This window comes from Rouxiella badensis, from assembly GCF_026967515.2.
In the GTDB taxonomy this organism is placed as follows: domain Bacteria; phylum Pseudomonadota; class Gammaproteobacteria; order Enterobacterales; family Enterobacteriaceae; genus Rouxiella; species Rouxiella badensis.
The window spans coordinates 44,764-59,052 of record NZ_CP114062.1 but is presented as its reverse complement, the minus strand read 5'-3'; the positions used below and the strand labels follow the sequence as shown (position 1 = coordinate 59,052).

General features: G+C 56.7%; 16 protein-coding genes. 4 read left to right on the top strand and 12 right to left on the bottom strand.

What is annotated here, in order from left to right:
- The first annotated feature begins 22 nt into the window (after nucleotides 1-22).
- Entirely contained in the window at nucleotides 23-1,051 is a 1,029-nt protein-coding gene (gene mtnA, locus O1V65_RS00525) for an S-methyl-5-thioribose-1-phosphate isomerase (RefSeq protein WP_017491113.1), read from the top strand.
- 94 nt (nucleotides 1,052-1,145) lie between these two features.
- Here mtnA and O1V65_RS00520 read toward each other — a convergent pair whose 3' ends face one another.
- Genes O1V65_RS00520 through O1V65_RS00510 form a run of 3 tightly spaced genes read right to left on the bottom strand, consistent with a single transcriptional unit; the run spans nucleotide 1,146 to nucleotide 3,001 of the window.
- Nucleotides 1,146-1,691, bottom strand: a complete 546-nt coding sequence (locus O1V65_RS00520) for a 1,2-dihydroxy-3-keto-5-methylthiopentene dioxygenase (protein WP_017491114.1) — start codon at nucleotides 1,689-1,691, stop codon at nucleotides 1,146-1,148.
- Nucleotides 1,692-1,712: 21 nt separating this feature from the next.
- The gene (gene mtnC / locus O1V65_RS00515) at nucleotides 1,713-2,390 is read right to left on the bottom strand and encodes an acireductone synthase (protein ID WP_017491115.1); all 678 of its coding nucleotides are present in this window, start codon (nucleotides 2,388-2,390) and stop codon (nucleotides 1,713-1,715) included.
- A complete protein-coding gene (locus O1V65_RS00510) occupies nucleotides 2,387-3,001 on the bottom strand; it encodes a methylthioribulose 1-phosphate dehydratase (RefSeq protein WP_017491116.1) in 615 nt (204 codons plus the stop codon). The genes mtnC and O1V65_RS00510 overlap by 4 nt, the downstream gene beginning before the upstream one ends.
- 243 nt (nucleotides 3,002-3,244) lie before the next feature.
- On the opposite strand from O1V65_RS00510, the gene O1V65_RS00505 reads away from it, so the two are divergent.
- From O1V65_RS00505 to O1V65_RS00495, 3 genes are all read left to right on the top strand, one after another.
- Nucleotides 3,245-4,405, top strand: coding sequence for a pyridoxal phosphate-dependent aminotransferase (locus O1V65_RS00505; RefSeq protein WP_017491117.1), 1,161 nt, complete (start codon nucleotides 3,245-3,247; stop codon nucleotides 4,403-4,405).
- Nucleotides 4,393-5,166 (top strand): amidohydrolase, encoded by a 774-nt coding sequence (locus tag O1V65_RS00500; RefSeq protein WP_084912882.1) that lies wholly within the window; start codon nucleotides 4,393-4,395, stop codon nucleotides 5,164-5,166. Before O1V65_RS00505 ends, O1V65_RS00500 begins: the two co-directional genes overlap by 13 nt.
- 128 nt (nucleotides 5,167-5,294) lie before the next feature.
- Nucleotides 5,295-6,584: a glutamine amidotransferase-related protein gene (locus O1V65_RS00495; RefSeq protein ID WP_269130076.1), complete on the top strand. Its 1,290-nt coding sequence runs from the start codon at nucleotides 5,295-5,297 to the stop codon at nucleotides 6,582-6,584.
- Here the strand turns inward: O1V65_RS00495 and O1V65_RS00490 are convergent.
- Genes O1V65_RS00490 through O1V65_RS00450 form a run of 9 tightly spaced genes read right to left on the bottom strand, consistent with a single transcriptional unit; the run spans nucleotide 6,541 to nucleotide 14,205 of the window.
- Nucleotides 6,541-7,884 (bottom strand): nucleobase:cation symporter-2 family protein, encoded by a 1,344-nt coding sequence (locus O1V65_RS00490; protein WP_269130075.1) that lies wholly within the window; start codon nucleotides 7,882-7,884, stop codon nucleotides 6,541-6,543. The two genes, O1V65_RS00495 and O1V65_RS00490, sit on opposite strands and share 44 nt — an antisense overlap.
- Before the next feature lie 18 nt (nucleotides 7,885-7,902).
- A complete protein-coding gene (gene uraH / locus O1V65_RS00485) occupies nucleotides 7,903-8,238 on the bottom strand; it encodes a hydroxyisourate hydrolase (protein WP_017491121.1) in 336 nt (111 codons plus the stop codon).
- Nucleotides 8,238-8,729, bottom strand: coding sequence for a 2-oxo-4-hydroxy-4-carboxy-5-ureidoimidazoline decarboxylase (uraD, locus tag O1V65_RS00480; RefSeq protein ID WP_269130074.1), 492 nt, complete (start codon nucleotides 8,727-8,729; stop codon nucleotides 8,238-8,240). The genes uraH and uraD overlap by 1 nt, the downstream gene beginning before the upstream one ends.
- Nucleotides 8,730-8,757: 28 nt before the next feature.
- The gene (gene hpxK / locus O1V65_RS00475; RefSeq protein WP_017491123.1) at nucleotides 8,758-10,014 is read right to left on the bottom strand and encodes an allantoate amidohydrolase; all 1,257 of its coding nucleotides are present in this window, start codon (nucleotides 10,012-10,014) and stop codon (nucleotides 8,758-8,760) included.
- Nucleotides 10,014-11,273: a pyridoxal-phosphate-dependent aminotransferase family protein gene (locus O1V65_RS00470; RefSeq protein WP_084912886.1), complete on the bottom strand. Its 1,260-nt coding sequence runs from the start codon at nucleotides 11,271-11,273 to the stop codon at nucleotides 10,014-10,016. The genes hpxK and O1V65_RS00470 overlap by 1 nt, the downstream gene beginning before the upstream one ends.
- Nucleotides 11,274-11,298: 25 nt before the next feature.
- A complete protein-coding gene (locus tag O1V65_RS00465; RefSeq protein ID WP_017491125.1) occupies nucleotides 11,299-12,054 on the bottom strand; it encodes an amino acid ABC transporter ATP-binding protein in 756 nt (251 codons plus the stop codon).
- A complete protein-coding gene (locus O1V65_RS00460; protein WP_086005807.1) occupies nucleotides 12,054-12,704 on the bottom strand; it encodes an amino acid ABC transporter permease in 651 nt (216 codons plus the stop codon). Before O1V65_RS00460 ends, O1V65_RS00465 begins: the two co-directional genes overlap by 1 nt.
- A gap of 2 nt (nucleotides 12,705-12,706) precedes the next feature.
- A complete protein-coding gene (locus O1V65_RS00455; protein ID WP_017491127.1) occupies nucleotides 12,707-13,372 on the bottom strand; it encodes an amino acid ABC transporter permease in 666 nt (221 codons plus the stop codon).
- A 41-nt stretch (nucleotides 13,373-13,413) separates the two neighbouring features.
- Nucleotides 13,414-14,205 (bottom strand): transporter substrate-binding domain-containing protein, encoded by a 792-nt coding sequence (locus tag O1V65_RS00450; protein ID WP_017491128.1) that lies wholly within the window; start codon nucleotides 14,203-14,205, stop codon nucleotides 13,414-13,416.
- Between the last annotated feature and the right edge of the window lie 84 nt (nucleotides 14,206-14,289).

The following is a 14,289-nucleotide window of genomic DNA, read 5'->3' as shown; positions in this document are numbered from 1 at the left end:
CGCAACAGGGATTTAAATCACAATGCAGACTCTTACCACCACCAGTTTACGTATCCGCAAAAGTCAGCTGTGGATATTGGACCAGCAGGCCCTGCCGCAGCGCGCCGAGTGGCACCTCTGCCGCAGCGTTGACGACCTCGTGGGGCACATCCACGCCCTGCGCGTTCGCGGTGCACCGCTGATTGGTTTATCCGCCAGCCTGCTGCTTGCCCAGCTCGCAGAAGAAGGCATGCCGGTTGCGGATCTGCATAAAGCACTGATAACGCTACGCGAGTCACGCCCGACGGCGGTAAATCTGATGAATAATCTCGACCGCATGAAAGTGGCACTGGAGCAGCGCTTTCACGTCCCGGCGATGGTTCAGGAAGCCGAAGGTCTGGTCGGTGAAGACCGCGAGCTTTGCAGCCGGATTGCCAATAATGGCGCGGCGCTGGTGACGCAAGGTAGCCGTCTGCTGACCCACTGCAACACCGGGGGGCTAGCCACTGCGGGCGTTGGCACGGCGCTCGGCGTTATCCACCGCGCACATCAGCAGGGAAAGGTGTCGCAGGTATGGGTCGATGAAACGCGTCCTTTATTGCAGGGCGGTCGACTGACGGCCTGGGAATTGGGCGAGCTCGGCATTCCCTATAAGCTGATTTGTGATTCGATGGCGGCCAGCCTAATGGCCAAGCGGCAGGTCGATGCCGTGTGGGTCGGCGCCGACCGCATTGCGGCCAACGGCGACGTCGCCAACAAGATTGGCACCTACAGTCTGGCGGTACTGGCTCGCTATCACGGTATTCCTTTCTATGTCGCCGCGCCGCATACGACGCACGATCCACACTGTCCGAACGGCGATGCCATCCCCATCGAGCAGCGCGCAGCCAAAGAAGTGACTGGCGTATCGGGCAGTTTTGGCGACGTGCAGTGGGCACCGGTCGATGCTGACGTCTATAACCCGGCGTTTGACGTTACGCCTGCCGAGCTTATCAGTGGGTGGGTGTTGGACAGTGGCGTGGTGACGCCGGCACAGGTGGCAGAAGGGATCTTTAAACGCAAATTTGATTAAGCCCGGCCAAGATTAGGGTTGAGAGACAAGAGATGACACCTTCCCCTGTTGTCTCTCACCCATTTAGGCGGTGCGCCAGCCGAAAATGGCCGTATTACTCCCCCATTCTCGGATAGGCATCGGCTATCTTGTCGCCGGTGAAGTGCGCCACCCAGCCTTCTTGATTGTCAAAAACGCGAATCGCGGTAAACGACGGTGAACCGCCCATATCAAACCAGTGACGCGTGTTGGCAGGGACCGAAATCAGGTCATTCTTTTCACAGAGGATTTGGAAAATCTTGCCGTTGAGATGCAGACAGAATAACCCCGCGCCCTCGACAAAGAAGCGCACCTCATCTTCGCCATGGGTATGCTCGGACAGGAATTTGCTGCGTAACGCTTCGCGCTGTTCGTGGTCAGGGCGCATGCTGATAACGTCCCAGCTCTGATAGCCTTTCTCCGCCACCAGCTTATTGATTTCGCGCTGATAGGCCTCGATAACCTGCTCCGGCTGCGGATTGCTGCCGAGCTCACGGTCAGCCTGCCAGCGTTCGAATCGGACATCAATCTTCTTGAGCTCGGCGGCGATCGCCTCCCCGTCGCGGCTTTCCCAGATAGGGGCCGAAGGGTCGCTGTCGCTGAAAATGGTCAGTGCACTCATTGCAAACTCCTGGTCAGTGGATCAGTCAATCACAACCTGATCAAAACGGTTAACCTGCTTGTGGTCACTCTGCTCGTCTGGCTCATCGCGAATCAGCTGGCACGTATTCCAGCCCGCTTCGCGCGCAGCGTCCAGCTCCTGGCGAATGTCTGATAAAAAGAGGATATCCTGCGCCGGCAGCAGCAGCTGTTCGGCTATATTCTGATAGGACGTCACCTCGCGCTTGGCCCCCACGCGAGTGTCGAAATAGTCGGTGAACAGCGGCAGAAGGTCGCCCTCTTCACTGTAGCCAAACAGCAGCTTTTGCGCGTCGACCGAGCCAGATGAGTAAACAAACAGCTTGATGCCCTGCTGCTGCCACTGCACCAGCTGCGGTACAACGTCGGGATAAACGTGCCCTCGGAAATCCCCTGCGGTATAACCGGTGCGCCAGATAATACCTTGCAGCGTTTTCAGCGCCGGGGATTTCTCGTCCTTGTCCATGTAGACGTAGAGCTGATCGACCAGTTCGACGATTTCAGCCTGCGGTTCATTAATCTCTTCACGCAGCGCATCCAATGCCTGCAATACTTCCAGGTCTTGCCCATGGCGGGTGATAAAATCGGCCAACCGGGCACGAGCATAGGGGAACAGCACCTGATGCACGAAGCGGATGTCGGTCGTTGTCCCTTCAATATCAGTCACAATGGCACGGATCATTTGGCCTCCAACAGGCGAAGTTGCAGTTCACACTGGAATAAAAACTCCAGTCCCTCCAGATGACGGCGCGCCTCGGCGACATTTTTGCCCCAGCAGGTCAGGCCGTGTCCGCGGACCAGAAAACCATAGTGTAGCGGATGTGACTGGGCCCATTGAGCTATCTCTGCGGCCAGCGCAGGAATATCCTGACTATTGTCGAAAATGGGAATAACCACCTCGTCGAGGTGCGTACGCTGACCCGCCAGCGACTTCTGCATTTCATACCCCTGCAACACCAGGCCGTTGCTGTGCTCAACGCGAGACAGCACGGTCGAGTTTACCGAGTGGGTGTGCAATACCGCACCCACTTCAGGATACAGTCCGTAAATCAGCGTATGCAAACCGGTTTCAGCAGAGGGTATTCTGCCGCTCGGCACGTGGTTGGTGGCAATCTCTACCTGCAGAAAATCATCGGCGGTCAGTTGCCCTTTGTCCTTACCCGATTCAGTAATAAGGCAGTGGCTGTCACCGTCGCGCACGGACATATTGCCGCCGGTAGCCGGGCACCAGCCTTTTTCACCAATCCAGTGGCAGGCCGCAAGTAGAGCATCAAGAGGATTATTTTCGGTCATTATTTTTCCTGAAAACCGTGCGTTTATGAGGGGGTCCGTGCCGCGCTTTCTGACTGATTATTCTGTTTCGCTCTGAGCTAGATGATTGCGCTATTTAGCCGTTTAAACATCTAAGCGTCTCGATTGCCAAATATTATCATCGTGCGGTAGTATCAACCAATAGGTATCGACAATTTTGCTATCGGCAAACCTCACCACATTACGATTTTTATCGCTTTCAAGGCGACTGGAGCAAGAAAATCCATGAGTACTGTAGCACTGATCCCACAGAGTAAACTCCCGGCGTTAGGCACCAATATTTTCTCGCAGATGAGTGCGCTGGCGCAAAAACACAACGCTATCAACCTGTCTCAGGGTTTTCCCGATTTTGATGGGCCAGAGTACCTGCGTCAACGCCTGAGCGTGCACGTGGCGGAAGGCTCGAACCAGTACGCGCCAATGACCGGCACCGCCGCATTGCGTAACGCTATTGTCGATAAAACCGAGCAGGCCTACGGCTACCGTCCTGACGCCGAAACGGACATCACCATTACCTCTGGCGCAACCGAGGCCCTGTACATCGCGATAACAGCACTGGTATCGCCGGGTGATGAAGTGATCAGCTTTGATCCAAGCTATGACTGTTACGCACCCGCCGTTCAGCTGGCAGGCGGCGTGAGCAAGCGTATCCAGCTTCTGCCGCCAGAGTTTAGGGTCGATTGGTCAAAGCTTGCCGACCAGATTACCGACCGCACCAAAGTTATCATCATTAATACTCCACACAACCCGACCGCCACCGCCTGGAGCGAACAAGACGTCGAGCGCCTGTGGCAGATAGTCGCCGAGCGCAATATTTTCGTAATAAGCGATGAAGTCTACGAGCACATCTGCTTCGCCAAAGACGGCCACGCCAGCGTATTGCGCCACCCCCAGTTGCGCCAGCGCGCCATCACCGTGTCGTCCTTCGGCAAGACCTTCCACATGACCGGTTGGCGCGTGGGCTATTGCCAGGCGCCGGCGGCCATTAGCGCCGAGCTGCGCAAGATTCACCAGTTCCTGACCTTCGCCATCACCACGCCGGTACAGCTTGCCTTAGCGGACATGCTGCGCGAGCACCCAGAACACTGGCAGGCGCTGCCAGAGTTTTATCAGGCCAAACGCGACCGTCTGGCACAGGGGCTGGCAAAAAGCCGCCTCAAGGTATTGCCAAGCGAAGGCACCTATTTCCTGCTGGTCGATTACAGTGAAGTCTCTGATTTGGATGACGTTGCATTCTGTCAGTGGTTGGTTGAACATGTGGGTGTGGCTGCAATACCGCTTTCGGTATTCTGCGCCGATCCTTTCCCACATAAACTGATCCGCCTGTGCTTCGCCAAGAAAGAAGCCACGCTGGACGCCGCTGCGGAGCGCCTGTGTCAACTTTAAAACTGTCGGTATTACAACAGCCGCTGGTCTGGCTGGACGGTGAAGCCAACCTGAGCCATTTTGACTCACTGCTGGGGCCGTTGATTAATCGTGACCTGATTATCCTGCCGGAAATGTTCACCACCGGTTTTGCCATGCAGGCTCCCGAGCGCGCTCTGCCTGAATCTCGCGTCGTCGAGTGGCTGCACAAGTGGGCGCGCAATCTGAACGCCATGATAGGTGGCAGCGTTGCGTTGTCTACGCCGAAGGGCGCGGTGAACCGTTTTCTGCTGGTCGAGCCGCAGGGTAAGGTGCATTTCTACGATAAGCGGCACCTGTTCCGCATGGCGGGTGAGCACAATTATTACGTCGCGGGCACACGTCGCGAAGTGGTCGAATGGCGCGGATGGCGCATTCTTCCGCAGGTGTGTTACGACCTGCGATTCCCGGTATGGTCACGCAATACTCAGGATTATGACCTGGCGCTTTACGTCGCCAACTGGCCTGCACGCCGTACGCATCACTGGCAGGCGCTGCTGACCGCCCGCGCCATCGAGAATCAGGCTTACGTCGCAGGCTGCAACCGCGTCGGCGACGATGATAATGGCCATCACTACAGCGGTGACAGCCTGATTATCAGTCCTCAGGGTGAAGAGCTGGCCCGTGCTGAACCCGGTGCAGCGATGATAATCGAAGCCGAACTGTCTCTGGAGGCGCTTCAGGAATATCGCGAAGCTTTCCCGGCATGGCTCGACGCCGACAGCTTCCTGCGTCACGACTAACGGCCTTAGCTCTGTGGGAGTTCAGGCTCTCACAGAGCCATTAATGTAAACTCATATCACTGTACCGATAGCTGGTGCAATTCTTGCATCCAGTCTCCCCTGCTAAAACATCTGACAGAGGGTAACTGATGACTATCACGTTTATTGCACACTCCACGCCTGAACCTGTTTATTACGGTGCGCTGGCCGCGATACTTGCTGAGTTGCGCGCGTTGCCGCTGTGTCACCTGCCGGTCAGATTCGACAACCAGCGTTTCATTAATTCTCGCCAGTACATTTCCCCACAGGGGCAGCAGATTACCAGTGGCTTACTCTGGCTGGAACGCTTGACGGGTCGCGGAGCGGGTGCAGAATTTGAGTTAGAATCGCTGATAAATCGGGCAGTTAAGGAGGATATCGTCGTTCCATTGAATCAGCCTTTGTCCTCCCCTTGCTATGCACAAATGATCCGGACGATCGCCGAAAAAGGGATCGCTATCGAGTCCCTGCAGGTGGTCAAAAACCAGGATCGCTATCAGCTTGAAGACTGCGAAAACGGCAAAATTCGCAGCAACGGCTGGACCCGCGATCGCTTCGGGCGTTGGGTATTAGGCGCAGTCACTCAGCCGGTGATGCGTGCCGGAAATCAACTCAGACTCGCCGTTTTGGGCGATGCAGCCGAGCACCGCGACAGCTATCCGGCGATGCTCGCTGCACTGGGAGACGCCGCCGATGCACTGGCAATGAACATTGAGATTGTCTTCATTCCCCCGACGCTGGTCGGCAGCCAGCTCGACAGCACGCTCTATGACGTCGATGGTACGTTGCTGCCTGGCCTCAGCGTTCAGGGTGCCGAGAACATTAACGCCAACACCCTAAGCCAGCTCACCGTCGTGAAATGGGCTATGGACAACCAGACGCCGGTGCTGGGCATTAACAGCGGCATGCACATGATGGTCACCGCGCTGGGGCAGAAGGTGCTCGGCGAAGAAACGGTTGCCATGCCCGGCCCGTCTTCACTCAGAGCGCTACAGTCAATCCTGCCGCTGGAGAAGGAGCCGGTGCGCAGGGGCAATCACAGGGTGCTGTTCCAATCTGGCAGCAGGATGGCGAAGATGATGGGAAGAGAGGCGCAGATTCGCTACAACCAGCGCTGGCGGCTGAGTCCAAAATTGCTCGACCGACTTTCTTGCACAGGATTGCAGGTGACCGGTACCGATGAGTCGGGCCTGTCGGCGGAATGCATCGAGCTGGACGACCACCCGTTTTTCGTTGGCGTACAGGGGAATCCCGAGTTGCAGTCACGCCGTGAGCGCCCCCATCCTCTGTTGATGGCATTTCTACAGCAAGTGCGCCAATGCAACAGAGAACGGGAGATAAGCCACGATGCGTTAACTAAGAGTGTGCGGTTAAAGCATCCGTATTTCTTAATGGGTTGAACAGCGCATTCAGGGTCACCGCTGCCAGGCAGGCAGCGCTGATCCCCGAGTGCAGCAACGTTTGTACCCAGCCCGGGAAGTGATCGTAAAAGCTCGGCATCACGATAGGGATCATCCCGAAGGCTATCGACGTCGCCACCACCACCAGATTCATATTGTCCTTATATTCCACCTTCGACAGGGTGCGGATGCCGCTGGCGGCTACCGATCCAAACAGCACTACGCCCGCCCCACCGAGTACTGGCGAAGGGATCGACGCGACAACGGTGCCCAGGCTCGGCAACAGCCCGAGTGCGATAAGAATAACGCCCCCCGCCGCCACCACGAAACGGCTCTTCACGCCGGTTAACGCCACCAGGCCGATGTTCTGCGCAAAAGAACTCTGTGGAAATGAATTGAACACCGGCGACAGCGCGCTGCTCAGCATATCGGCGCGCAGCCCTTTGGCGATGCGTTTGGAATCGACCGGAGAACCGACTATCTCGCCAACGGCCACTAAACCGGCGGTAGTTTCAGTCAGCAATACCAGTACAATCAACAGCATCGACAAAATCGCGGCCACGTTAAACGTCGGCAAACCATAGGCAAACGGCGAGGGTATCGCCAGCGTCAAGCTATGCCCCAGCGTCGAGAAATGGGTTTTGCCGAGAAAAATCGCTACCACGGTCGAGAGTAACATCGCCATCAGTACCGAAATGCGTCCGATAGTCTGGCTGCCAAAACGGTTGAGCAGCAGGATAATCGCCAGGGTAAAGGCCGCCAGCCCAATGTTGCCGGTTGAGCCCCAATCTGCCGCATGGGCATTACCGCCCATTGCCCAGCGCACCGCGACCGGCATCAGCGACAGTCCAATCACCGTCACCACCGTTCCGGTAACCACCGGTGGGAAGAAACGAATAATCTGCGCGAAATACGGCGCAATTATCAGGCCAATCAGCGAAGAAACGATAACGGCACCAAACACTTCCGGTAACCCGCCCCCTCCGGTGACAATGGTCACCATGGTAGAAACACCGGCAAATGACACCCCCTGCACCAGCGGCAGACGTGCGCCAAAGCCAGGAATACCCAACGTTTGCAGCAACGTCGCCATCCCGCTCACAAACAGCGCGGCGGTGATAAGCATGCCTATTTGCGTCGCCCCCAGACCGGCTGCACTGCCGATGATAAGCGGCGGCGCAATGATACCGCCGTACATGGTCAGAATATGCTGTAGGCCGTAGGCAAAGGTTTTTCCCAGTGGCAAACGCGCGTCTTCCGGCGCGGCCGCTGAGACGGTCGGTTTGGAAACGTTATTCATTTTGGCAACTCCCGGCGGTCAGCTCCCGCGATAAGTTGAATAAGAATACGGGCTGAGGAGGATAGGCAGATGGTAGTGCGCCTGCTCGGCCGAAATAATGACGTCAACAATCGCCAGGTTGTACAGCGTCTCACGCCCGTTGGCGGAGAAATACGCGCCCACGTCGGCATAGAGTCGGTAGTTCCCTGCCTCGACGCCCTCAGGGGTTAAGCCCGCCACACGACCGTCCGCGTCGGTCGCCGTCTCATTGATTTTTAACGCCTGCTGACCGTCGATTTTTTCCAACCACACCCGCACGTTCGCGGCGGGTTTACCTAATGAAGTATCCAGAATATGGGTCGTTATCTTGGTCATCAGTTAAATAACTCCTTAAAGCGCAGCAGGGTTATCTGCTGTAATTGTTCAGCCGTCTCTTTCAGCTCCTGCTCATCGTTATTCTTTAAACGACGATGCAGATGCGCGAGAATTTCGTCCGGTGTTCTGCCTTTGGCACGGATCAGAAAAACGCGGTTAAAGCGTTGTTCATATTGCTGATTGCCTTCCAGCAGTGCCTGCGTGGTCTGTTGTTCGAGGCCCAAAGAGGCCTGCTCGGCGCGCGACAGCGCCGCCTCTCTGCTGTCGCCCTGCAAGCGTTCGCCGATGCGCGGATGCTGGGCCAACGCGCTGCTGATAGCCTCTGCCTGCCAGCCGTGACTCGCCTGGGTAGCAAAACTCACCGCCTCATCGACGGTGTGAAACGGTCGTGCGTCAGTCACTGCATTCACCCACTGCGGGATACTCACGCAGGGGGTCAGCGCTTCACGCGCTGCGTGCGCCGACAGTGCATTAAATTGCTCTAAGGTCATCTTCAGTCCCTGATTAATTGCTGATTTTTTACTGAGCAAAACCTAAAACCGTGTCGATATACGCCTGCGTCGCATAGGCTACGTCTTCCACGGTCACCGATTCGTCGGGATGATGGCTGATACCGTCTTTACAACGAACAAACAGCATCGCGACCGGCCAGCGTTCGGCAATTGCGATGGCGTCATGCCCCGCACCGCTCGGCAGCAGCATCGACTGCCCCTGCAATGCCTCAACGCTCTGCGCCAAACGCTGCTGTAACGCAGGGTCGCAGGCGGTGGCCTGAATACCGTAGAACTGCTCGGCGTCAAAGCGCAGACCGCGTCGGGCAGCAATCTCATTGGCCTTGCCCAGCAGATCAGCAAGCAGCACGCCGAGCGCGTTATCTTCAGGACCGCGCACGTCGAGCGACAGTCTGACCTCGCCCGGAATAACGTTAACCGCTCCCGGAAAACTCTCTATCTTTCCAACGGTTGCCACCAGATTATCGCCACGTGCAGCGGTCATCGTTTCGATGGCGACCATCCATTCGGCAGCGGCGGCCAAGGCGTCCTGACGGTGCCCCATCGGCACGGTTCCGGCGTGGCCGGCGTGGCCGACGAAGCCGCAGTTAAGACGACGAGCGCCGTTGATCGCCGTCACGACGCCCAACGGCAAATCAGCAGACTGCAGGCAAGGACCCTGCTCGATGTGCAGCTCGAGGTAGGCACAGAAATCGTTAACGTCGCGCTGCGCCGCCAGAATATCGGCTGGATTCAGCCCGAGGCCGAGCATAGCTTCGGCCACGGAAATGCCGTGTGCGTCAGTGCGTTGCAGCCAGTCCTGCGGCCAGGTGCCGGTCAAACCCCGGCTGCCAAGCAGCGTGATGCCAAAACGGGTACCTTCTTCATCGGCGAAACCGACAATCTCCACCGCCATCGGCAGGCGGATCCCTTGTGAATGCAGATGAGCCACGACTTCGATAGCGGTTAATACGCCGAGTGGGCCGTCGTAGCGCCCCGCATTACGCACGCTGTCGAGATGGGAACCGAGCAGCAGCGCTGGCGCCTGCGGGTCAAGACCTTCATAGCGGCCACAGATATTGCCGACGCTGTCCTGCCAGGTCGTCATCCCCACTGCCGCCATCCATTCGCCCACCAGACGGTTGGCCTGAATATGCTGTGCGGAGAGGTAAACCCGGGTCAGTTCGCCCGGTGTTTCACTCAGTTCTGCGAGTCTATCGCAGCGCGCCATCACTCTGAGCGCCGCCTGCTCTGCCTCTGTACTCAATGGGATGGCTGCTATCATTACTGGCCTCCTACCACACCGTTTGTCACGGCGGCATAGTGGTCCCATGCGGCCTGAGAACCGGCACCGTATTTCGACGCGAAGCCCAGACGATTTAGTACCGCCTCGAGCGCCACCAGCGTTTGCATCACACAGTCTTTGCGAGCGTTGTAGCCCATGGTGCCAATGCGCCAGATTTTGCCGCTCAGCGGGCCAAACGAGGTGCCTATCTCGATACCAAAATCGAGAAGCATGGTCTGACGCACCTGCTCACCGTGCACGCCCGGCGGAATAACGACGCCAAGCACGTTGTTCATGCGGTGGTTCAGGTCGCCGAACACTTCCAGTCCCATGCCCTGAATACCGGCCAGCAGCGCGTCGCCGTGCAGCTTGTGACGAGCGATGGTGTTGTCCAGACCTTCTTCCAGAATGACGCGAGCACATTCGCGGGCAGCAAACAGCATGCTGGTCGCTTCGGTGTGGTGGTTGAGGCGCTCAGGTCCCCAGTAGTCCATGATCATGCCGAGATCGAAATAGTTGGAGTAGATCATCTCTTCGTCACCGTCGGCGTGGTCGGCGGTGCGGATCCCTTCTTCGATACATTTACGGCGGCGGATCTGTTCTTCAAATTTCGGGCTGATAGTCACTGGCGAGCTGCCGGATGGGCCACCGAGGCATTTTTGCAGACCCGCAGACACCGCATCGAGGCCCCAGGCGTCGGTTTCAAGCACGTTGCCGGCAAAGGATGCCGTTGCATCGCAGTAGAACAGTACGCCGTGGCGACGGCAGATGTCGCCCAGCTGTTCCAGCGGTTGCAGCATGGTGGTCGAGGTATCACCCTGTACGGTCAGCAGCCAGCGCGGTTTGACCGACTTGACGGCGTCTTCAACCTGTTGTGGATCAAAGACTTCACCCCACGGTACTTCGATGGTGTGCACTTCGGCGCGACAGCGGCGGGCAATTTCGCACAGCAGATGACCAAAGCGACCAAATACCGGCACCAACACCTTGTCGCCCGGACGAATGCCCGACAGCAGCACGGCTTCAATACCGGCACGCGAGGTACCGTCGATCAGGAAGGTCCACTGATTGCGGGTCTTATATACCGCGCGGTACAGCGCCATGACTTCATTCATGTAGCCGGTCATCGCCGGATCGTACTGGCCGATGAGCTGGCTCGACATCGCGCGCAGCACGCGCGGATCGGCGTTGATTGGGCCTGGGCCCATCAGCAGACGGTTAGGCGGGTTGATTTGACCGAAGGTTGAGATGTCCAAGATAATTATCCTTTTTAATCAATGACTTTTAGACTACTGCCGGGGTTTCGTTGAGTCCACGCACCGACGCGATAAACTGTTTGAATTCTGGCGTTTGCGGATTGGCGAACAGTGCGCGACTCTCACCCTGCTCCCACACGGTGCCCTGGTGCATAAACACCACCCGATCACCGACCTCACGCGCGAAGTTCATTTCGTGTGTCACCAACACCAGCGTCATCCCTTCTGCCGCCAGCTGTTCCAACACTTTCAATACTTCCCCGACCAGCTCGGGATCGAGGGCAGACGTGATTTCGTCACACAGTAAAACTTTTGGATTCATCGCCAACGCACGGGCAATGGCGACGCGCTGCTGTTGGCCACCGGACAGGTTGGCGGGATAGTAATCTACGCGATCTGCCAGTCCGACTTTACTCAGCATCTGAATCGCCAGCTCGCGACATTCGGCGGCGCTTTTACCCAACACGCGGCGCGGTGCGAGCATAACGTTTTCCAGCGCGGTCATATGTGGGAACAGGTTGAAGTTCTGAAACACCATGCCAACCGAACGGCTAATTTCACGCGCCTGAGAGTCGCGGTTGGTGATGGTCATGCCGCCCAGCTTGATGCTCCCTTCCTGATAGGCTTCAAGACCGTTCATACAGCGCAGCAGCGTACTTTTGCCCGAACCGCTGCGGCCGATGATGCAGATAACTTCTCCACCTTCGATATCCAGATCCACGCCTTTCAGTACATGGTTCTGACCATAATATTTTTGAACCTGATTAATGGTGATCAGCGGCATTACTTTTTATCTCCAAGCAATGTTCTTTCCAGATAATGACTGTAAAGAGAGAGTGGATAGCACATCAGGAAGTAGCCGCAGGCGACTAATCCAAAGACTTTGAACGGTTCGTAGGTCACGTTGTTAAGCATGGTTCCGGCCTTGGTCAGCTCGACAAAACCAATGATCGAGGCCAGTGCGGTGCCTTTGATGACCTGCACCAGAAAACCTACGGTCGGCGCAACGGCGATGCGCAGTGCCTGAGGGGCGATAACGCGCCAAAGCGTCTGGCCGAAACTCAGACCGAGGCAGCGGCAGGCTTCCCATTGCCCTTTAGGCAAAGCTTCGATACTGCCGGACCAGATATCGGCCAGATAAGCGCTAGAGTAAAAGGTTAGCGCAAAGGCAGCGGCGGTCCAGGGACTGACGTTGATGCCGAACAGTCCGAGGCCAAAGAACGCCAGAAACAGCTGCATCAGCAGCGGGGTACCCTGAAAAATCTCGACGTAGACGCGCACTACGTTCGCCATCCAGCGACGGCGAGTCAGGCGCATCAACACCAGTGGAATAGTGACGACCGTGCCGCCAAAGAAGGCCACCAGCGAAAGTAAAAGGGTCCAGCGCGCGGCGAGCAGCAGATTGCGCAGGATGTCCCAGTCGGTAAAAGTCATCATCAGCTGTGGCTCCCAAAGAAGCGGCGTCCGGCGAGCAGCAACAGCTGGCGCATCACTATCGACAGCGCCAGATAGAACAGCGTACAGACGAAATAGGTTTCAAAGCTCAGGAAAGTGCGCGACTGAATCAGGCTCGCGACAAAGGTCAGTTCCTGATAGGAAACCTGCGAAACCACCGACGATCCGAGCATCACGATAATGCACTGGCTGACCAGCGCAGGGTAAATTCGTTTTAATGACGGCGGTAGAATGACGCGGAAGAAGGTCTGGCTGCGGCTTAAGCCCAGCACACGACTGGCTTCCCACTGGCCTTTCGGCGTCGCCTGAATACCGGCGCGGACTATCTCGGTGCTGTACGCCCCGAGGTTAATCAGCATCGCCAGCAGCGCGGCCTCGCCTGCGGTCAGCTTCAACCCCAGGCTCGGCAAACCAAACACGATAAAGAACAGCTGAACCACGAAGGGCGTATTGCGAATGGCTTCAACATAGATGCCCCAAATGCGGCGCAGCGTCGCGTTGTTTCCACAGCGAATGGCCGCACCGGCGATACCGAGAGCAATACCGCCGACAGTCGCCATGAAGGTCAGCTCAATGGTGGTCCACAAACCGGCCAACAGCTGCGGCAGATAGGGCCATAATGCAGGGAAATTAAGCTGATACGTCATGAAATTTCTCCGTTGCGCGCGCTAACTTTTTTCATTGTGAATCAGGCACCCAGATTGGCAGGCAGCGGAGCCTTCATCCATTTTTGAGACAGGCCGTCCAACGTTTTGTCTTTCAGCGCTTCGTCGATCAGTGCGTTGACCTTAGCTTTCAGTGCTGGCTCGTCCTTACGCATACCGATGAAGCAAGGAGAATCTTTCAGCAACACCTTGGACTCTGGCGCTTTCTGCGGGTTTTGACGCGCGATGGCAGCCACCACTAGGTTACCGGTAGCAATGAATTCCACCTGACCCGACAGATAGGCCGACAGCGTGGTGTTGTTATCTTCATAACGTTCGATTTTTGCATCTTTCGGGGCGATATCGGTCAGCACCAGATCTTCCACCGCACCACGGGTCACGCCGATAGACTTACCGGAAAGCTGTTTCACGTCGCTCAGGGCATCGCCTTTAGCCCCAAATACGCCGAGGAAGAACGGTGCATAGGCCTTGCTGAAGTCGATCACTTTCTCGCGCTCAGGGTTCTTACCAAGGCTGGAAATGACCAGATCAACTTTATCGGTTTGCAGGTAAGGAACGCGGTTGGCGCTGGAGACCGGCACCAGTTGCAACTTAAGTTTCATCTTGTCGGCCAGATAGTGCGCCATATCGATATCGTAACCCTGAGGCTGCATATCAGTGCCGATAGAACCAAAGGGTGGGAAGTCCTGTGGGATAGCCACACGTAGCACGCCACGTTGCTGAATATCCTGCAATTGATCGGCCAAAACCAACGGTGCCTGAATCATCAGCATCGCCGCACCTACCCACGCCAACAACCGTTTGTTCATTTTCATTTGAGACTCCCCGGGTTAATAGTTTATGAAACGATAGATTCTTATGCCATGCATTCTGCAACTAATGTGCCAAAAAGCAGAAAC